This window comes from Lapillicoccus sp., assembly GCF_025353065.1.
GTDB lineage: Bacteria > Actinomycetota > Actinomycetes > Actinomycetales > Dermatophilaceae > Lapillicoccus.
This window is the reverse complement of sequence record NZ_JANXRJ010000273.1, coordinates 1-20,014: the sequence shown is the minus strand read 5'-3', so window position 1 is coordinate 20,014 and position 20,014 is coordinate 1. Positions and strand designations below refer to the sequence as shown.

At 71.6% G+C, this 20,014-nt stretch carries 16 protein-coding genes, 1 rRNA gene and 1 pseudogene; 16 read left to right on the top strand and 2 right to left on the bottom strand.

The window, feature by feature from the left end; all coding sequences use genetic code 11:
* The 14 genes and pseudogenes from Q0R63_RS20075 to Q0R63_RS20010 form a co-directional block, all read left to right on the top strand.
* Positions 1 to 306, top strand: a pseudogene (locus Q0R63_RS20075) (DUF349 domain-containing protein); the annotation flags it as partial.
* 71 nt (positions 307 to 377) lie between these two features.
* On the top strand, positions 378 to 572 hold the full coding sequence (gene rpmI, locus Q0R63_RS20070; protein WP_295701428.1) for a 50S ribosomal protein L35: 195 nt from the start codon (positions 378 to 380) through the stop codon (positions 570 to 572).
* A 30-nt stretch (positions 573 to 602) separates the two neighbouring features.
* A complete protein-coding gene (rplT, locus tag Q0R63_RS20065) occupies positions 603 to 992 on the top strand; it encodes a 50S ribosomal protein L20 (RefSeq protein ID WP_295701426.1) in 390 nt (129 codons plus the stop codon).
* A 47-nt stretch (positions 993 to 1,039) separates the two neighbouring features.
* On the top strand, positions 1,040 to 1,840 hold the full coding sequence (locus tag Q0R63_RS20060) for an RNA methyltransferase (RefSeq protein WP_295701423.1): 801 nt from the start codon (positions 1,040 to 1,042) through the stop codon (positions 1,838 to 1,840).
* 103 nt (positions 1,841 to 1,943) lie between these two features.
* Positions 1,944 to 3,068: an ATP-binding protein gene (locus Q0R63_RS20055; RefSeq protein WP_295701420.1), complete on the top strand. Its 1,125-nt coding sequence runs from the start codon at positions 1,944 to 1,946 to the stop codon at positions 3,066 to 3,068.
* Between the two features lie 61 nt (positions 3,069 to 3,129).
* Positions 3,130 to 4,260 (top strand): phenylalanine--tRNA ligase subunit alpha, encoded by a 1,131-nt coding sequence (locus Q0R63_RS20050; RefSeq protein WP_295701417.1) that lies wholly within the window; start codon positions 3,130 to 3,132, stop codon positions 4,258 to 4,260.
* 1 nt (position 4,261) lies between these two features.
* On the top strand, positions 4,262 to 6,838 hold the full coding sequence (pheT, locus tag Q0R63_RS20045) for a phenylalanine--tRNA ligase subunit beta (protein ID WP_295701414.1): 2,577 nt from the start codon (positions 4,262 to 4,264) through the stop codon (positions 6,836 to 6,838).
* Positions 6,839 to 7,075: 237 nt separating this feature from the next.
* Positions 7,076 to 8,119 (top strand): N-acetyl-gamma-glutamyl-phosphate reductase, encoded by a 1,044-nt coding sequence (argC, locus tag Q0R63_RS20040; protein WP_295701412.1) that lies wholly within the window; start codon positions 7,076 to 7,078, stop codon positions 8,117 to 8,119.
* 20 nt (positions 8,120 to 8,139) lie between these two features.
* A complete protein-coding gene (argJ, locus tag Q0R63_RS20035; protein WP_295701431.1) occupies positions 8,140 to 9,312 on the top strand; it encodes a bifunctional glutamate N-acetyltransferase/amino-acid acetyltransferase ArgJ in 1,173 nt (390 codons plus the stop codon).
* Positions 9,313 to 9,326: 14 nt separating this feature from the next.
* Entirely contained in the window at positions 9,327 to 10,271 is a 945-nt protein-coding gene (gene argB, locus Q0R63_RS20030; protein WP_295701408.1) for an acetylglutamate kinase, read from the top strand.
* Positions 10,268 to 11,527 (top strand): acetylornithine transaminase, encoded by a 1,260-nt coding sequence (locus Q0R63_RS20025; RefSeq protein WP_295701406.1) that lies wholly within the window; start codon positions 10,268 to 10,270, stop codon positions 11,525 to 11,527. Before argB ends, Q0R63_RS20025 begins: the two co-directional genes overlap by 4 nt.
* Positions 11,524 to 12,009 (top strand): arginine repressor, encoded by a 486-nt coding sequence (locus Q0R63_RS20020; protein ID WP_295701403.1) that lies wholly within the window; start codon positions 11,524 to 11,526, stop codon positions 12,007 to 12,009. Before Q0R63_RS20025 ends, Q0R63_RS20020 begins: the two co-directional genes overlap by 4 nt.
* Before the next feature lie 41 nt (positions 12,010 to 12,050).
* Entirely contained in the window at positions 12,051 to 13,517 is a 1,467-nt protein-coding gene (gene argH, locus Q0R63_RS20015; RefSeq protein ID WP_295701400.1) for an argininosuccinate lyase, read from the top strand.
* Positions 13,517 to 14,185 carry a DNA-3-methyladenine glycosylase gene (locus Q0R63_RS20010; RefSeq protein ID WP_295701397.1) on the top strand — a complete coding sequence of 223 codons (669 nt, stop codon included), beginning with the start codon at positions 13,517 to 13,519 and terminating at the stop codon, positions 14,183 to 14,185. Before argH ends, Q0R63_RS20010 begins: the two co-directional genes overlap by 1 nt.
* 178 nt (positions 14,186 to 14,363) lie before the next feature.
* Here the strand turns inward: Q0R63_RS20010 and Q0R63_RS20005 are convergent, their stop codons facing one another.
* Together Q0R63_RS20005 and Q0R63_RS20000 are read right to left on the bottom strand one after the other, a co-directional pair.
* Positions 14,364 to 16,760, bottom strand: coding sequence for an MMPL family transporter (locus Q0R63_RS20005; protein WP_295701394.1), 2,397 nt, complete (start codon positions 16,758 to 16,760; stop codon positions 14,364 to 14,366).
* A gap of 116 nt (positions 16,761 to 16,876) precedes the next feature.
* Complete coding sequence (locus Q0R63_RS20000) at positions 16,877 to 17,467, bottom strand: TetR/AcrR family transcriptional regulator (RefSeq protein ID WP_295701391.1); 591 nt, start codon at positions 17,465 to 17,467, stop codon at positions 16,877 to 16,879.
* Between the two features lie 232 nt (positions 17,468 to 17,699).
* On the opposite strand from Q0R63_RS20000, the gene tyrS reads away from it, so the two are divergent.
* Both tyrS and Q0R63_RS19990 read left to right on the top strand, forming a co-directional pair.
* Complete coding sequence (gene tyrS, locus Q0R63_RS19995; RefSeq protein WP_295701388.1) at positions 17,700 to 18,959, top strand: tyrosine--tRNA ligase; 1,260 nt, start codon at positions 17,700 to 17,702, stop codon at positions 18,957 to 18,959.
* A gap of 690 nt (positions 18,960 to 19,649) precedes the next feature.
* Positions 19,650 to 20,014, top strand: a 16S ribosomal RNA gene (locus Q0R63_RS19990); the annotation flags it as partial.

The following is a 20,014-nucleotide window of genomic DNA, read 5'->3' as shown; positions in this document are numbered from 1 at the left end:
CCGGAGACGACCGTTGCCGAGGTCACCGTGCCCGAGGTCACCGAGCCCGAGGCCGTGCCTGAGGCGACCGTGCCTGAGGCGACCGTGCCTGAGGCGACCGTGCCTGAGGCGACCGTGCCTGAGGCGACCGTGCCCGAGGCGCCGGAGGCGATCGAGCCCGAGGCGGCCACGCCGCCCCAGGCGGCCGACCTGCCTGCGCCGCCCGTCAAGCCCGTCGTGCCCAGCAAGCCCAGCAAGCCCAGCGCGACCAAGCAGGTCCCCGCGAAGCCGGGACGCCCCCGTCCGCCCGTTTCCAGCACGACCTGACGCGCCACCACCGGCTCGTCGGCCTGCACGACACGTCCGAACGATCGATCGACCGAAGGAGATCGGCAGCCATGCCGAAGATGAAGACCCACAGCGGTGCCAAGAAGCGCTTCCGCGTCACGGGCACCGGCAAGATCATGCGCGAGCAGGCCGGCGGTCGCCACCTGCTCGAGCACAAGTCGAGCAAGAAGATGCGCTCCATCTCGGGTGACCTCGAGCTCTCGAAGCCCGACACCAAGAAGATCAAGAAGCTCCTCGGCAAGTAGCCGACACCCAGCAGACAAAGGAGAACTCACGTGGCACGCGTGAAGAGGGCGACCAACGCCCAGAAGAAGCGCCGGGTGACCCTCGAGCGCGCCAGCGGATATCGCGGGCAGCGCTCTCGGCTCTACCGCAAGGCCAAGGAACAGGTCACCCACTCCCTCGGGTACGCCTACCGTGACCGTCGCGCCCGCAAGGGTGACTTCCGTCGCCTGTGGATCCAGCGGATCAACGCCGGGGCCCGCGCCAACGGCATGACCTACAACCGCTTCATCCAGGGCCTCAAGGCCGCGGGTGTGGAGGTCGACCGCAAGATCCTCGCCGACATCGCGGTCGCCGACGAGGCTGCTTTCAGCACGCTCGTCGAGCTCGCCCGGGCCAACGTCCCCGCCACGGCGGACGACAAGGCCGCGAGCGCCGCCTGAGCGGCCCGCACGTCGCAGACGGCCCGCGCGCCGGGATGACGCCAGGCGTGATGTCCAACCCCCGATCGGATCGGGTCCGGGCAGTACGCGCGTTGTCCCGGCGCGCGGTGCGTGTCAAGCAGGGGCTGTTCCTCGCCGACGGCCCGCAGTCGGTGCGCGAGGCCGTCGCCCACCGCCCCGACGTCGTCCGCGACGTCTACGTCACGGCGGACGCGGTCGCGCGCCATCCCACCCTCGTCGAGACCGCCCTGGGGGCCGGGGTCCCCGTCCACGAGGTCACCGACGAGGTGCTCACGGCGATGGGCGACGGCCAGCTGTCCGTCGCCCCGCAGGGCCTGCTGGCAGTGTGCGGCCTTCTGGAGGCCTCGCTGGACGACGTGCTCGCGCGGCAGCCCCGGTTGCTCTGCGTCCTCACCAACGTCCGCGATCCCGGCAACGCCGGCACGGTCATCCGCGGCGCTGACGCGGCAGGCGCCGACGCCGTCGTCCTGTCGGCCGGCAGCGTCGACGTCTTCGGGCCGAAGGTGGTCCGTTCGACCGCCGGGTCCCTGTTCCACCTGCCGGTCGTCGTCGGTCTCGAGATCGAGGCCATCCTCGAGCAGGTCGGGCGAGCAGGCTTGCGCCTGCTCGCCGCTGACGGTTCGGGCCGGCACGTCCTGGGTCAGGTCGACCTCTCAGGGCCCCACGCCTGGGTGATGGGCAACGAGGCCTGGGGCCTCGACGAGCAGGTCCGCGAGCGCTGCGACGACGTCGTGCGCGTCCCGATCCACGGCCTCGCCGAGTCGCTGAACCTCGCCATGGCCGCGACGATCTGCCTCTACGCCTCGGCGAGCGCCCAGCAGGGTTGACCCGGTCGCGTCGGCTTCCCGGCGCCGCAGGCTGGAGATCCGGCACGAGTCCGAGATCTGGCGGTATGCCGGACTCCCGCCGACCGCTCGGTAGAGTCCGGTCATGACCGCGGCAGGGGTTCCCGAAGCCTTCTCGGACGTGCCGGACCCGTCGAACGTGCCGGCCCACGTCGTCTCCCTGTCCGAGGTGCTGCCCGACGGGTTGCTCGTCGCCGACCACCTCGGGGTGCTGCGGTTCGCGAACTCCCGGGCCAGCCGGGTGCTCGGTATCGACCTCCCGTCCCGCTTCGGGCGGCCCCTCGGCGAGGCCCTGCCGCTGCGCGACAGCGAGGGTCGCTCGTGGTGGGAGATGGCCGACCCCTGGGGGAGCATCCACCTCGTCACCGGCCACCGCGAGAAGCTGCTCTGGACCGAGGACGGGGTCGAGATCCTGCTGACGGCGCGCTACGTCCGTCAAGGCCGACGCGGGCCCGTCGGTCGGGTCCTGATGTCGGTGCGCGACGCCACCGCACGGCAGCGCGCCGAGCAGGACCACGCAGCCCTCATCTCCACCATCGCCCACGAGCTGCGCTCGCCGCTGACGTCGGTGAAGGGCTACTCCAACACCCTGCTGCGCAAGTGGGACCGGTTCACCGACGAGCAGAAGCGTTTCATGATCCAGACCATCGAGGCCGACAGCGACCGGGTGACCCGGTTGATCACCGAGCTGCTCGACGTCTCGCGCATCGATGCGGGGCGGTTGGACATCCGCGCACAGCCCGTCGACCTGACGGCGATGGCCGGGCAGCACCGCGACCGGCTGGAGGCGACCGGTGCGCTGGCCGAGCGCGATCTGGTCGTCACGGCCGACCCCGAGCTCCCCGAGGTGTGGGCCGACCCCGACAAGATGCACCAGATCTTCACCAACCTCCTCGAGAACGGGTTGAGGCACGGGGCCGGGACCATCACGGTGGTCGTCATGGGTCACCCGCAGCCCATCGAGAACGAGAAGGCCGTCGTCTCCGTCTCGGTCACCGACGAGGGCGACGGCGTGCCGGAGGCCCACCTGCCGCTGATCTTCAACCGCTTCTGGCACGGGCAGCGCCGGGGCAGCACCGGTCTGGGGCTCTACATCGTCCGCGGGCTCGTCGAGGCCCACGGCGGCCGGATCTCCGTCGGCCGCGCCGCGTCCGGCGGCGCGGAGTTCCGGTTCACGCTGCCGTCGGGCGCGCCGGACTACGGACTCTGACCACGGGACGCCGACCACCTAGACTCGGGCGCGCCGTAGACCGCGACGAGAAGTGAAAGCGATGTCTGGACCCAACAAGCAGTACGACCCCGTCGAGGTCGCGACCCTCGATCCCGCCCACCTCGACGCCGCGGTGACCGCGGCGTTCGCCGCGTTCGCCGCCGCCGGCAGCCTCGAGGAGCTCAAGACCGCCCGGCTCGCCCACGTCGACAAGGGCGCGGTCGCCGCAGCCAAGCGCGAGATCGGTGCCCTCCCGCCCAGCGCCAAGGCCGACGCGGGCAAGCGGGTCGGGGCCGCCCTGGCGGAGCTCGGGCGGGCCCTGGCCGCTCGCACGGTCGAGCTCGAGGCCGAGCGCGACCGCCGCATCCTCGTGGAGGAGGCCGTCGACGTGACGATGCCCGTCGGGCGTCGCGCACTGGGCGCCCGGCATCCCCTCACGCTGACGACCCAGCGCCTCCAGGACGCCTTCGTGGGGATGGGCTGGGAGGTCGTCGAGGGTCCCGAGGTCGAGTCGGAGTGGATGAACTTCGACGCCCTCAACCTCGGCAAGGACCACCCCGCCCGCCAGATGCAGGACACCTTCTTCGTCGACCCTCCGGACGGTGGTCTCGTCCTGCGCACCCAGACCTCCCCGGTCCAGATCCGCACCATGCTCGACCGCGAGCCCCCGATCTACGTCGTCAGCACGGGCAAGGTCTTCCGCACCGACGAGCTCGACGCGACGCATACCCCGGTCTTCCACCAGATCGAGGCACTGGCCGTGGACAAGGGCCTGACGATGGCGCACCTGCGTGGTGCCATCGACCACTTCGTCCGGGTGATGTTCGGCGAGGGCACGCGCACCCGCGTGCGGGCCTCCTACTTCCCCTTCACCGAGCCCTCGATGGAGACCGACTTCGTCTGCTTCGCGTGCCACGGCGACGGGCGCACCAACGACGCACCCGACGGCGCCCCGGAGCTGTTGCGCGCCTGCCGCACCTGCGGGGGCTCGGGCTGGATCGAGCTCGGGGGGTCGGGCATGGTCAACCGCAAGGTCCTGACCGCCTGCGGCATCGACCCGGACGTCTACACCGGGTTCGCGTTCGGTCTCGGCATCGAGCGTGCCCTGCAGCTGCGCTCCGGGGTCACCGACATGAGGGACATCGTCGAGGGCGACGTCCGCTTCTCGCAGCAGTTCGGGATGGAGGTCTGACGTGCGAATCCCCCTGTCCTGGCTCGCGGACCACGTCGACCTCGCGCCCGGCGCCACCGGCCGTGACGTCGCTGCCGCCTTCGTCTCCGTCGGTCTCGAGGAGGAGGACCTGCACGGCGGCGACGTCACCGGCCCGATCGTCGTGGGCCGGGTCCTGTCCTTCTCGGACGAGCCGCAGAAGAACGGCAAGGTCATCCGGTGGTGCACGGTCGACGTCGGGCCGCACGGCCAGATGGAGAGCGAGCGCATCGCCCAGGAGATCGTCTGCGGCGCCCACAACTTCGAGGTCGGCGACCTCGTCGTCGTCGTGCTGCCCGGTGCGGTCCTGCCCGGCGGCTTCGCGATCGCGGCCCGCAAGACCTACGGCCACGTCTCCCACGGCATGATCTGCGCCGAGGACGAGCTCGGGCTCGGCACCGATCACGCGGGCATCATCGTCCTCGACACCTATCTCGGTGCCGACGCGGCAGCCGAGGTCCGGCCGGGTGACGACGCCATCGCCCTGCTCGGCCTGGCCGAGGAGGTCGTCGAGGTCAACGTCACGCCCGACCGGGGCTACTGCTTCTCGGTGCGCGGGCTCGCCCGCGAGTACTGGCACGCGCTCGGCTCGCCCGAGGGCGGCTTCCGCGACCCGGCGGCGGTCCCCACCCCAGCGCCCTCCCCCACCGGGTATGCCGTGGAGCTGACGGACGAGACTCCCCTCGAGGACCGCACGGGCTGCGACCGCTTCGTCACCCGGGTCGTCCGGGGGGTCGACCCGACGAGGCCGTCACCGGCCTGGATGCAGCAGCGCCTGACCCAGATGGGGATGCGGCCCATCTCGCTCGCGGTCGACATCACGAACTACGTCATGCTCGCCGTCGGCCAGCCGCTGCACGCCTACGACCTCGCGAAGCTGTCGGGCCCGATAGTCGTGCGACGCGCCCGCCCGGGGGAGCACCTGACTACCCTCGACGCGGTCGACCGCACCCTCGACCCGGAGGACCTGCTCATCACCGACGGGGGCGAGGTGCCGCTGGCCCTCGCCGGGGTCATGGGCGGAGCCACGTCGGAGATCGACGCGTCGACGACCGACGTGCTCGTCGAGGCCGCGCACTTCGACCCGACGACGATCGCCCGGTCGTCCCGGCGCCACAAGCTCATCTCCGAGGCATCGAAGCGGTTCGAGCGCGGCGTCGACCCGGACCTCGCCCCGGCGGCGGCGCAGCTCGTCGTCGACCTGCTCGTCGAGCACGGCGGCGGCACCGCCGACCCAGGGGTCACCGACGTCGACCGCACGAGCCGGCGCGCGGCATACCTGCTCGAGGTGGACCTCCCGTCCCGCCTCGTGGGCCACCGCTACCCGCGCGAGCGCGTCGTCGAGATCCTGCGAGACCTCGGGTGCACGGTGGTGGACGGGTCGGTGGTGGACGCTTCGGACGGGCCGAAGGGTGCCCACGTCCTCGTCACCTCGCCGAGCTGGCGGCCCGACCTCGTCGACGGTCCCGACTACGTCGAGGAGGTCGCGCGGGTCAACGGCTACGACAACATCCCGTCGGTCACCCCGACGCCCACGCGGGGTCGTGGGCTCACCCACGCCCAACGGGTCGGCCGCCTCGTCGCCAACGCCCTCGTCGGGCGCGGGGCGACCGAGGTGCTGACCTATCCCTTCGTGGCCGAGTCGCTGGCCGACGCGTTCGGGCTGGCGGCGGACGACGAGCGGCGGTCAGCGACCCGCGTCGCCAACCCGCTGTCCGACGAGGCCCCGCTGATGCGCACGTCGGTCCTCGCCTCGCTCGTGGAAGCGTTGCGCCGCAACGTCTCTCGTGGGCAGAAGGACATCGCGATCTTCGAGCTCGGGTCGGTCACGCTGCCGGGCCCGGACTCCGAGCACACCGCGCCGGTGCCGGGGGTCGAGCGTCGCCCCGACCCCGAGACGGTCGCCGCGATCGAGGCCGCCCTGCCGCGCCAGCCCCGACACGTCGCCGTCGTCGAAGTCGGCGAGGCGGAGCGCGCCGGCTGGTGGGGTCCCGGTCGAGCCGTCGACTGGTCGGACCTGGTGGACGCGGCCCGGGCCGTGGCCGCGGCACTCGCCCTCGAGCTCACGGTCGAGGCGGACCCCGACCACGCCCCCTGGCACCCCGGGAGGTGCGCGCGGATCTCGTTGCCGGACGGCACGCTCGTCGGTCACGCGGGGGAGCTGCACCCCAAAGTCCTTGCGACACTGGGACTTCCGCCGCGCACCTGCGCCGCCGAGCTCGACGTCGAGGTGCTCACGGTCGCGAGCGCGTCGGCGACACGGTTCGAGGCGTTCTCGACCTTTCCCCTGGCCTTCACCGACGTCGCCCTCGTCGTCGACGCGGTCGTCACGGCCGCCGAGGTCGAGACCGCGTTGCGGTCGGGGGCGGGGGAGTGGCTCGAGTCGGTGACCCTCTTCGACGTCTACGCCGGCGACCAGGTCGGCGCCGGCCTGAAGTCCTTGGCCTACCGTCTCGCCTTCCGGGCCGACGGCCGCACCCTGACGACCGAGGAGGTCAACGGCTTCCGTGACGCCGCCGTCGCCGCGGCGTCGGCAGCGGTCGGCGCCGTCCAGCGCTGACCCCCGCCGTCCCTTGATCGGGTAGCCCGATAAAGGGACGGTTCGCGCGAGAACCGTTCTCCGGTGAAGCGTCCCGTTCTCGAATGACCCCGGGTGACCTTTATCGGGTGACCCGATAAAGGGACGGTTCACGCGTCAGCCGTTCTCCGGTGGAGCGTCCCTTTATCGGGTCATCCGACAGAGGGACGGCCACTGGTCGAGTCTGCATAATCAGCCAGATCATGTATAGTCATGCAGATGACGACGGTGGCAGTGGCAGGTGCGAGCGGGTATGCCGGGGGCGAGCTCCTCCGGCTCCTGCTCGGTCATCCAGACCTCACCATCGGGGCCCTCACCGCGGACTCCTCGGCCGGGAGGCTCCTCGGCGAGGTCCATCCGCACCTGCTGCCCCTCGCGGGCGTCGAGCTCCAGCCGACGACCCCCGAACTGCTCGCCGGGCACGACGTCGTCTTCCTCGCCCTGCCCCACGGAGCCTCCGCTGCGCTCGCCGCAGGGCTGCCCAAGAGCGTCGTCGTCATCGACTGCGGCGCCGACTTCCGGCTGACCGACCCCGCCGCCTGGGAGCGCTTCTACGACACGCCCCATGCCGGGTCGTGGCCCTACGGTCTCCCCGAGCTGGTCCGCGCCGACGGCTCCAAGGCCCGCGACGACCTCGTCGGCAGCCACCGCGTCGCTGTGCCCGGCTGCTACCCCACGGCCTGCTCGCTCGCCCTCGCGCCCGGCCTCGCTGCGGGAGTCCTGCTCCCCGACGACGTCGTCATCGTCGCCGCGAGCGGGACGTCCGGCGCCGGCAAGGGGCTCAAGGCGCACCTGCTCGGCTCCGAGGTGATGGGCTCGATGTCGCCCTACGGCGTCGGCGGAGGTCACCGTCACACCCCCGAGATCGTCCAGAACCTCACTGCTGCAGCGGGATCGGCGGTCAGCGTCTCGTTCACCCCGACCCTCGCACCGATGGCTCGCGGGATCCTCGCGACCTGCACCGCCAAGGTCGTCCCGGGCGCTGACCCGGAGACCGTCCGCGAGGCGTGGCTCGCGGCATACGGCGACGAGCCGTTCGTCCACGTGCTCCCCGTCGGGCAGTGGCCCCGCACCGCCGACGTCCTCGGCAGCAACGCCGTCCAGATCCAGGTCGTCGTGGACGAGGCCGCCGCGCGCGTCGTCGTCGTCGCGGCGATCGACAACCTCGCCAAGGGCACGGCGGGCGGCGCGATCCAGTGCGCCAACCTCGCCCTCGGTCTCCCCGAGACCACCGGTCTCCCGATCGCCGGAGTTGCGCCGTGACCACGTTCGAGTCCCCGACCCTGTCGCGCGTCCAGGCCGCACCGGATGTCACTCTCCCGCAAGGCTTCCGGGCCGCCGGGGTCACCGCTGGCCTCAAGCCGAGCGGGCGGCCCGACCTCGCCCTCGTCGTCAACGACGGACCCCACCACGCCGCCGCCGCCGTCTTCACCGGCAACCGGGTCGTCGCCGCTCCCGTGACCTGGTCGCGCCAGGTGCTCACGGACGGGCGGGTCGACGCGGTCGTCCTCAACTCCGGTGGCGCCAACGCCTGCACCGGCGCCCAGGGGTTCCTCGACACCCACCGGAGCGCCGAGCACGTCGCGGCCGTCCTCGGCCTGTCGTCGGGCGACGTCGCCGTCTGCTCGACCGGGCTCATCGGCGAGCTGCTGCCGATGGACGCCCTCCTCGCCGGCGTCGACGCCGCGGCCGCTCGGCTCACGACCCACGGCCACACCGCCGCCGCGACGGCGATCATGACCACCGACACCGTGCCGAAGCAGGCCACCGCCACCGGCGACGGCTGGTCCGTCTCCGGAATGGCCAAGGGTGCCGGGATGCTCGCCCCCGCCCTCGCCACGATGCTCGTCGTGCTGACGACCGACGCCGTCGCCGCCCCGGCCGCGCTGGACACCGCCCTGCGCGAGGCCACCTCCACGAGCTTCGACCGGATCGACTCCGACGGCTGCATGTCGACCAACGACACCGTCCTGCTCCTCGCCTCGGGGGCCAGCGGCATCACCCCCGCCCAGCCCGAGCTCGACGCCGCCGTCGCTGCGGTCTGCGCCGATCTGGCCCGCCAGCTGATCGGCGACGCCGAGGGTGCCCACCACGACATCGCCATCGAGGTCGTCGGGGCGGCAAGTGTCGACGACGCCCTCGAGGTGGCCCGGGCCGTCGCCCGCAACAATCTCTTCAAGTGCGCGATCTTCGGCGCCGACCCCAACTGGGGCCGCGTCCTCGCCGCCGTCGGCACCACGCGCGCCGCTTTCGAGCCCGACCGGCTGGACGTCACCATGCAGGGCGTCCAGGTCTGCCGGGCCGGGGGAGTGGGCGAGGACCGCGCCGGCGTCGACCTCGCCCGCCGCGAGGTCCACGTCGTGGTCGACCTCCACGCCGGCACGGCGGAGGCGACGATCTGGACCAACGACCTCACCCACGACTACGTCCACGAGAACTCCGCCTACACCACCTGAGAAGGACCCTCCCGATGACCACCATCCGCGGCCTCATCGACGCCGCCGCCCTGCGCGTCGCCGCGAGCAAGGCCCAGACCCTCGTCGAGGCGCTGCCCTGGCTCGAGCGCTTCCGGGGCTCGCTCGTCGTCGTCAAGTACGGCGGCAACGCCATGGTCGACGACGACCTCAAGAAGGCCTTCGCCCAGGACGTCGCCTTCCTGAGGTATGCCGGCCTGCGCCCCGTCGTCGTCCACGGCGGCGGCCCGCAGATCGCCGCGATGCTCGGCCGGCTCGGCCTCGAGAGCGAGTTCAAGGACGGTCTGCGGGTCACCACGCCGGAGGTCATGGAGGTCGTCCGGATGGTGCTCACCGGGTCGGTCGGTCGCGAGCTCGTCGGCCTGCTCAACCAGCACGGACCGCTCGCGGTAGGACTGTCCGGCGAGGACGCCGGCCTGCTCGGCGCCCGGATCCGGCGCCACACCGACGCGGCCGGGGAGGTGGTCGACCTCGGTCTCGTCGGTGACGTCGTCAGCGTCGACCCCTCCGCGATCACCGACATCCTCGACGCCGGCCGCATCCCCGTCGTGTCGACCGTCGCGCCCGACCTCGACACCGAGGGCCAGGTGCTCAACGTCAACGCCGACACCGCCGCTGCCGCTATCGCCGTCGCTCTCGGGGCACACAAGCTCGTCGTCCTCACCGACGTCGAGGGCGTGTATGCCGCGTGGCCCGACCGCGACTCCGTCCTCTCCGCGATCACCGTCTCCGACGCCGACGACCTCCTGCGCCGCGTGGACGCCGGCATGGTGCCCAAGCTCGAGGCGTGCATCTCGGCCGTCCGGGGCGGCGTCCCCCAGGCCCACGTCATCGACGGGCGGCAGCCGCACTCGCTGCTGCTCGAGGTCTTCACCGACGAGGGCATCGGCACGATGGTGCTTCCCGACACTCCCACAGATCGGCAGGCGGTAAGCGTATGAGCACCATTCCCGTCCCCCAGACAGCCGGGCGTCCGACGTCCCGGGCGAGCCACACGGAGGAGCTGCTCGCCCGCTACCGCGCCGCCCTGGTGCCCGTCTTCGGCGTCCCCCAGACCGTCCTGTCCCACGGCGACGGCTGCTACGTCGTCGACGTCGACGGCAAGCGATACCTCGACCTGCTCGGCGGCATCGCCGTCAACACCCTCGGCCACGGCCACCCGGCGCTCGTCGAGGCGATCACCAAGCAGGCGTCCCAGGTCATGCACATCTCGAACTTCTTCACGTCGGAGCCCCAGGTGGAGCTGGCCGAGAAGCTCCTCGAGATCTGTCGGGCCCCCCAGGGCTCCGGCGTGTTCTTCGCCAACTCCGGCGCCGAGGCGATCGAGGCGGCGATCAAGCTCACCCGGCGCACCGGACGCAGCCGGATCATCGCGATGGACAACGCGTTCCACGGGCGGACGACCGGCGCGCTCGCGCTGACGTTCAAGGAGGCCTACCGCGCGCCCTTCGAGCCGCTCATGCCGGGAGTGACGCACGTGCCCTACAACGACGGGGCTGCCCTGGAGCGGGCCGTCGCCGAGGCGGGCGGCGACCTCGCGGCGGTGGTCCTCGAGCCGATCCAGGGCGAGGCGGGCGTCGTCTCGGCCGACGCGGCATACCTCCGGCTGGCGCGTGAGCTCACCTCGGCCGCCGGCGCCCTGCTGGTGTTCGACGAGATCCAGTGCGGCATGGGCCGGACCGGCCGGTGGCTCGCGAGCCACGCCGACGAAGTGGTGCCCGACGCCGTCACGCTCGCCAAGGGCTTGGCCGGGGGCGTCCCGGTGGGTGCCCTGGTGACCTACGGCGAGGCCGTCACCGGGATGCTCACGGCCGGCCAGCACGGCACCACCTTCGGCGGCAACCCGCTGGCCTGCGCCGCCGGCCTCGCCGTCATCCACACGATCGAGGGCGATGCCCTGCTGGCCAACGCCACCGAGATGGGTCGGGCGCTCGTCGACGGGGTGACCGGCCTGCGGCACCCGCGGGTTGCGGGTGTGCGCGGTCGCGGGCTCCTCCTCGCGATCACCCTCACCGAGCCCGTCGCCGCGTCGGCGATGGCCCGCGCCCGAGAGGCCGGCTTCCTCGTGAACGCCGTCGCGCCCGACGCCCTGCGCCTCGCGCCGCCGCTCATCATCGGCTCGGCGGAGGTCGCCTCCTTCCTCGCGGCGCTGCCCGGCATCCTCGACGGCGCTGTCTCCGTCGCGGCGAGCGCGTGACCGCCTCCACCCGCACAGCCCGGCAGTCGCGGGTCGTCGACCTCCTCGGCCGCCACGACGTGCGCTCGCAGGGCGACCTCCTCGCGCTGCTCGGCGCCGAGGGTGTCGAGGTCACCCAGGCGACCCTGTCGCGCGACCTCGTCGAGGTCGGTGCCGTGCGCGTGCGTCGCGGCCGCTCGCTGGTGTATGCCGTGCCCGGTCACGACGGCGCCCTGCCCGCCGGGGTCGCGTCGGACGAGTTCCCCGCCCGCCTGCGACGGGCCTGCGAGGAGCTGCTCGTCAGTGCCCGGCCCTGCGCCAACCAGGTCGTGCTGCGCACGCCGCCCGGCGCCGCCAACTACCTCGCGTCGTGCCTCGACCAGTCCCAGGTGGCCGACGTGGTCGGCACGATCGCCGGGGATGACACGATCCTGGTCATCACCCCCAGCAGCGCCTCGGGCAAGGCCGTCGCCCGACGGCTGATGTCGTTCGCCGGCGACTGACCCGCCCGCGCCGCCCACCCACCCCGCGAGGAGCCGCACCCATGTCCGACCCGAGCCACTCGAGCCCCAGTTCCGCGGCGGCAGCTCCCGCGTCGGCCAGCCTGTGGGGAGGGCGCTTCGCCGGTGGCCCGGCCGACGCCCTGGCAGCCCTGTCGAAGAGCACCCACTTCGACTGGCGGCTGGCCCGCTACGACATCGCCGGATCCCGGGCGCACGCCCGGGTGCTGCACCGCGCCGGGCTGCTCGAGGACGACACGCTCGCCGAGATGCTCTCTGCCCTGGACCTGCTCGACGCCGACGTGCGCTCCGGCGTCTTCGTCCCGGCAGCCGACGACGAGGACGTGCACACCGCCCTCGAGCGCGGCCTCATGGACCGCGCCGGCCCCGAGGTGGGCGGCCGACTGCGGGCCGGCCGCTCCCGCAACGACCAGGTCGCCACCCTCTTCCGGATGTTCCTCCGGGATGCGTCCCGCACGATCGCCGGGCTCGTGCTCGACGTCGTCGACGCGATCGTGGGCCAGGCGCAGGAGCACATCGACGTGCCGATGCCCGGGCGCACCCACCTGCAGCACGCCCAACCCGTGCTCCTCGCCCACCACCTCCTCGCGCACGCGTGGCCCCTGCTGCGTGACGTCGACCGGCTGCGCGACTGGGACGCCCGCACCGACGTCTCGCCCTACGGCTCCGGAGCGCTCGCCGGCAGCTCCCTCGGTCTCGACCCCCAGGCGATCGCCACCGACCTCGGCTTCTCCCGCTCGGTGGACAACTCCATCGACGGCACCGCGAGCCGCGACTTCGCGGCCGAGTTCGCCTTCGTCACGGCGATGATCGCCGTCGACGTCTCGCGGCTGGCCGAGGAGGTCATCCTCTGGGCGACGAAGGAGTTCTCCTACGTGACCCTCGATGACGCCTACTCCACGGGCTCGAGCATCATGCCGCAGAAGAAGAACCCCGACGTCGCCGAGCTCGCCCGCGGCAAGGCCGGTCGCCTCGTCGGTGACCTGGCCGGCCTGCTCACCACGCTCAAGGGGCTCCCACTCGCCTACAACCGCGACCTCCAGGAGGACAAGGAGCCGGTCTTCGACGCCGTCGACACCCTCGAGGTCCTCCTGCCGGCCTTCAGCGGGATGGTGGCCACCTTGACGTTCCACACCGATCGGCTGAGCTCCCTTGCGCCAGAGGGGTTTGCGCTCGCCACCGACATCGCCGAGTGGCTCGTGCGGCAGGGTGTCCCGTTCCGGGTGGCCCACGAGGTGGCCGGGGCGTGCGTGCGCTACTGCGAGGTGCGCGACATCGAGCTCTGGGACCTCGAGGACGACGACCTCGCGACCATCAGCCCGCACCTCACCCCCGCCGTCCGCGACGTCCTGACCGTCGAGGGCTCCCTCGCGTCGCGCGATGCCCACGGCGGCACGGCGCCGTCCCGTGTCCGCGAACAGCTCGCCCTCGTCATCGAGCAGGCCTCTGCGGCAAGGGTGTTCACGACCCCGCTGCATCGCTCGGTGTGATGCCGAGACGGCTCGCCCGGTCGTTCTTCGCCCAGGACGTCCTCGTCGTCGCCCCGGCCCTGCTGGGGTGCACGGTCACGCACGCCGGGGTGACGGTCCGGGTCACCGAGACCGAGGCGTATGCCGGCCACGGTCTCGACCCCGGCTCGCACGCCTACCGCGGGCGGACGCCCCGGACGGTCCCGATGTTCGGGCCGGCCGGGTTCACCTACGTCTACTTCACCTACGGCATGCACTGGCTTCTCTGCCTCGTCACGGGTCCTGTCGACCTCGCCCAGGCCGTGCTCCTGCGCGCCGGCGAGGTCGTCGCGGGCGAGGAGGTGGCGGCCGCGCGCCGTCCCGGCGTCGCCCGACGCGACCTCTGCCGGGGCCCGGCCCGGCTCGCGACGACACTGGCCCTCGACGGGTCCCACAGCGGGCTGGACTTCTGTCCTGTGTCGCGCGAAGCAGCGTCGCCTCCCGCGGCCGATCCGGGCGCGGTCGACCTCGTCGTCCGGGCCCGGGCCGCGCCCCTGGACCCCCTCCGGGTCCGGACCGGCCCGCGCGTGGGGGTGTCCGGACCCGGTGGTGACGGCGCGGCATACCCCTGGCGATACTGGCTCGAGGACGAGCCGACGGTGTCGGTCTACCGGCCCGGCGCCGTGCGCGTCCGGCGCCCGTCCGGCTGACCCCACCGGGTCAGGCGGCGTCGATCCGGTCGGACGCAGGACCGGCCAGCGCCCGGTATGCCGCCCCAGCCGCCCGACATACATACCGGACTCGTGCCGGTCGACGGTCCCGAGCGCCGAGCCGGTGCCGACGGCCCGGCGCCCCTCCGGTCGACGGCTCACCCGGTGGGGAGCGCCGTCAGGCGTTGGCCGGCTCCAGCTCCCGACCGCCCTCGCTGCCCTGCGCGCCGTCGTGGCCGGTGGCGTGCCGGGCCTGCTGACGGTGCTCGAGCCCGGCGCCCTCGACGTCGACGTGCGGCAGCAGTCGGTCGAGCCACCGCGGGAGCCACCAGGCCGCGTCGCCCATGAGGTACATGAGCGCCGGGATCAGCGTCATCCGCACGATGAAGGCGTCGAAGAAGACGGCGACCGCGAGGGCGAAGCCCATCGACTGGATCAGGGAGTTCGCCTGGAGGATGAAGGCGGCGAAGACCGAGATCATGATGATGGCCGCCGCCGTCACGACCCGCGCTCCGTGCCGGAACCCGTCGACGACCGACTCGCGCGCGTCCTGGCCGTGGACGTGGGCCTCCCGCATCCGGGTCACGAGGAAGACCTGGTAGTCCATCGCCAGGCCGAACACGATCCCGATGAGCAGCACCGGCATGAAGCTCACCAGCGGTGCCGGCTGGATGAGCCCGAAGAGCCCCTTCTGGAAGACCTCGACGGTCAGGCCGAGGGTCGCGAGAACCGTCAGGAGGAAGCCGAGCGTCGCGGTGAGCGGCACCAGGACAGAACGGAACACGAGGATGAGGAGGATGAAGGCCAGGCCGATGACGACGGCGAGGTAGGGCGGCAGCGCCTCGGACAGTCGTTGCGAGACGTCAGCCTGGATCGCCGTCACACCGGTGACGCCGAGCCGGGTCCCGGTCTGGGACTCGATCCCCGACTGCCCGTCGCGCAGCGCGGTCAGCAGGTTGAGGGTGGCCGTGTCGTCGGCGCCGGTCTTCGGCGTGATCAGGATCTGCGCGCCGGTGTCGGCCTTGTTGACCGCGATGACCTGCGCGTTGGCGACATCCTGCTGCCCGGCCGCCCACCGCGTCACGGCGCCGTATGCCGCGCCGTGGGCCTTGGGGTCGGCGATGCCGCGGGCGTCGACGAGCAGCAGGGGAGCGGCGCGCCCGGGCCCGAAGGCCTCGGACTCGAGGTCGGCCGCGCGCCGCTGCGTGGTGTCGTGGGAGGCGGTGGAGTCGCTCGGCAGGGCCAGGTGGAGGTCCTTCGCGGGGATGGCGAGGGCCCCGAGCCCGACCACCGCGACGACGGCGAACACGACCGGCACCCGGCCGACCAGGCGGGCCCAGCGGACGCCGTTGTTGACCCGGGGGCGCTGCTCGCCGCCGGCGTCGACCGGGTCGGCGCTCGTCGCGACCGTGCTCTCGGGCGCGTCCTCGTGACGCCCGAGGCGACGGTTGCGCACCCGGCCGGCGAAGGCCTTGGAGCCGAGCATGCCGAGGACGGCAGGCAGGAGCGTGAGGGCGATGAGCACCGCCACGAAGACGGTCGCGGCTGCGGCCAGACCCATCGCCGTGAGGAACGGGATCCGGACGACGGACAGCGCACCGAGGGCGATGAGGACGGTGAGCCCGGCGAAGACCACGGCGCTCCCGGCCGTGCCGACGGCACGTCCGACCGCCTCCAGGCGGTCGTCGGTGTCATCGAGCTCGGTGCGGTAGCGGGAGAGGATGAAGAGCGCGTAGTCGATGCCGACGGCGAGCCCGAGCATGGTGGCGATGATCGGCGTCGTCGTGCCGATGTCGGTGAAGGCGGTCGCGCCGGTGACGCCCAGGAAGCCGATGCCCACGCCGATGAGCGCCGTCACCAGGGGGAGCCCGGCGGCGACGAGCGAGCCGAAGGTGAGGATGAGCACGACCGCAGCCACGAGCACGCCGAGACCCTCGCTCTTGCCGTCGACCTTGATCACGTCCTGCAGCCCGGTGCCGGCGGCCTCGACGGTCAGGCCGGCCGCTCGACCGGAGTCCATGACGGCGGTCACCGCCGCCCGCGTGGAGGTGGTGACGTCACTCGGTGAGGTGACGGCGAAGGTCCACGACACCGTCCCGATCCGGCCGTCGGCGCTCAGGGGCAGGAGGGCCTTGGCGTTGGCCTCGGCGACGGCCTGCGGCTGGCCGCCCTTGACCGCGCCCGCGACGGCCGTCTGGTACTGCTTCGCCGATACGGCCACCGGGTTGCCGAACGGGGTCCCGGTCGTGATCTGGGGGACCTTCGCCATCGACGCGAGCATCGTGTCCACGGCTGCGGCATAACGTGGTTCGCTCAGCTGGTGGCCCTGGGGGGCGGCGATGACGAGCGTCCCGGTGGCTGCGTCCAGCTGGTCGCCCGACCCGAGGGCGAGCTGCTGCTGCAGGGTCTGCGCCTGCTCCGAGGGGATGCCCGGGATGCTGAAGGTGTCCTTCATCGGCTTCGAGATGCCGCTCGCCGTGAAGGCGATCGCGATCAGGAGGACGACCCAGCCCGCGACGAAGACGGGCCAGCGGCGGAAGGCGGTGCGACCGAGACGGTAGAGGATGCTGGCCATGGAGTGGCTCCCTGAGCTTTCTGGTGGGATCGGTGCCGCACTCCGTCGTGCCGGCTGGTGGTCTGTTCTGGTGGTCTGTTCGGGTGGTGCGGGCTGGTGGTGCGGGCTGGGGCGATCTACTCGTGCACGAGGGAGCGGGCGGCCGCCACCGTCTCGGCGAAGATCTCGGTGAAGGGGCGACGATCCGAGCCGGCCGCGAACTCCTTGAGCGCGCTCTCGTAGAGACTCACGACGACCGCGACCGCCACCCGGGGGCGGATGTCGTCCGCGGCATACCCCTCGCGCTCGGCGATCTCGCGGCGGAAGCCCGCGACGTAGTCCTCGAAGCGGGCGTTCGCCTTGACCATCAGGCGGGGGTTGCGCTCGAGGACGAGCTGGAGGGCGCGGACCTCCTCGGGCTCGGGGGAGATCGCGCCGATGAGATGCGTGGCGAGGACCCCGAGGTCCAGCAGCAGCCGTCCGGAGGGCCCGCGGGCGCGGAAGGTCTCGAGTGCGCGCTCCTCGACGGGCGGCAGCTCGCCCAGCACGGCGTCGTCCTTGGTGGGGAAGTAGTTGAAGAGCGTGCGGCGCGAGACCCCGACGGCGTCGGCCAGCTGCTCCATGGTGAAGCCGTCCAGACCGTGCTCGGTGGCCAGGCGCTGCGCCACGAGGGTCACGGCGCGAGCGGCGTCGTGCCGTCGTCGGCTGCGGCCGGCGACGACGCTCACGGGAGGGGGGGTCACCACCGGTCGCGACGAGAGGATTGCACTATTACCCATAGAGTGCATTTTGCACTATGAACCCCGGTAGTGCAAATGAGTCCTTCGTCGACGGCTCGTCGGCCTGCCGCAGCGCCGCGGAAACCCGGTGGGGACGAGCGCCGGCGATAGGGCAGGCTGGGTCTCGGGGATCGGGCGTCACGAGGACGCCGGGCCCGGCACCGAGGAGACGACAGCACCCGTGAGCGACATCTTCGACGAGCTCCAGTGGCGGGGACTGGTGGCCCAGACCACCGACGAGTCCGCGCTGCGCCAGGCCCTCGCCGACGGGCCGGTCACCGTCTACTGCGGGTTCGACCCCACGGCCCCGTCGCTGCACTTCGGCAACCTCGTGCAGCTCGTCGTGCTGCGGCACCTCCAGCGGGCGGGCCACCGGGTCATCTGCCTCGTCGGGGGCTCGACCGGGTTGATCGGCGACCCCAGGCCGACCTCGGAGCGCGTCCTCAAGACCAAGGAGCAGACCGCTCACAACGTGGGGCGGATCCGGGACCTCGTCCGGCCCTTCCTGGACTTCGAGGGAGACAACCCGGCGCTGCTGGTGGACAACCTCGACTGGACGGCGCCGATGTCGGCGATCGACTTCCTGCGTGACATCGGCACGCACTTCCGCGTCAACCAGATGATCAGGAAGGACGCTGTCGCCACCCGCCTGGCGAGTGAGCAGGGGATCTCTTACACCGAGTTCAGCTACCAGCTCCTGCAAGGCCTGGACTACCTCGAGCTGTTCCGGGTGCACGGGTGCACCCTCCAGACGGGGGGCAGCGACCAGTGGGGCAACATCACCGCGGGGGTCGACCTCATCCACCGGGCCGAGGGGGCGAGTGTGCACGCGCTGTCCACGCCGCTGCTGGAGGACTCGTCGGGGACGAAGTTCGGCAAGTCCGAGGGCAACGCGGTCTGGCTGTCCGCCGACATGACCAGCCCCTACGCCTTCTACCAGTACTTCCTCAACATCGAGGACTCCTCGGTGGTGCGGCTGCTCAAGGTCTTCACCGACCGGAGCCGGGACGACATCGACGCGCTGGGCCGGCTGTCGGAGGAGAAGCCCTTCCTGCGCGACGCCCAGAAGGCTCTCGCCACCGACATCACCACGCTCGTCCACGGGACGACGCTGGCCGCCGCGGTCCAGACGGCCTCCGATGCATTGTTCGGCAAGGGGGACGTCTCCGTGCTCGACCCCGCCACGCTCCTCGACGCCACGGGTGAGCTGCCCGGCGCACAGGTCGTGGTGGGCACGAGCGTCGTCGATGCGCTGGTCGCCGTCGGCCTCGTCGACTCGCGGAACGCGGCACGGCGGGCCATCACGGAGGGGGGTGCCTCGGTGAACAACGTCAGGGTGACCGACCCCGAGCAGCTCCTCGCGCTCACCGACTTCCTCCACGGCCGGGTTGCCCTGCTGCGTCGGGGGCGCAAGAACCTGGCTGCTGCGCGACTCGGGTGACGTCCGGGACCTCCGACAGGGACCAAACAGCTGCCCCACAGTGGAATTGGCGTCCCTGTCTCCAGCTTGACCAGCCTGGGGTCGGCACCGATTTGTGTTTTCCGGAGTGCTCCGTCTACTGTTCAGGACGTCAGCCCGAGAGGGAGGAACGGACACCACGGGGTGGGCACGCAAGAGCCCCCCGAAGTAGGCCGGTCCCGCGGACTGATGGAACTGCGGTGGTGCGATCCTCGGAGAACGACGGGATCCGGCGCTGGCGAGCAGCCCGGAAGGGTGGCTCGAGAGCAGCTGAGAAGCCTGCTACAGTGAGATTCCCACCGAAAGCCAAGTGCGATCGGATCCGGCCGCTCCAAGAGCGGGTCACGGATTTGACGCCCAAGAGGTAGGCGGGTAACTTTGAATGGCTGCCCCATCGCAGAGCCCACTGGGCCGAGCGAAGGTGCGCGTCCGAACCTTGAGAACTCAACAGCGTGCCAAAAATCGATGCCAATTACCTCGTCTCGAGGTCGGCGCGATCTCGACCATCAGGTCGGGGGAACGTCGGTCACGAGCGAAATCCTTTGGTTGACAATGAAACAACTCAAAAGCCAGTCGCAAGGCTGGTGGCTAGTTGTTCTTGCTCAGTCAGCGATACAACCCTTCATCGGGTCTAGTTTTCCAGGGGGTCTTCGGACCGCTTGGTGCTAAACATCAACGGAGAGTTTGATCCTGGCTCAGGACGAACGCTGGCGGCGTGCTTAACACATGCAAGTCGAACGGTGACCCTCGGAGCTTGCTTCGGGGTGATCAGTGGCGAACGGGTGAGTAACACGTGAGTAACCTGCCCCAGACTCTGGGATAACACCGGGAAACCGGTGCTAATACCGGATACGACACGAAGAGGCATCTCTATCGTGTGGAAAGAACTTCGGTCTGGGATGGACTCGCGGCCTATCAGCTTGTTGGTGAGGTAATGGCTCACCAAGGCGACGACGGGTAGCCGGCCTGAGAGGGCGATCGGCCACACTGGGACTGAGACACGGCCCAGACTCCTACGGGAGGCAGCAGTGGGGAAT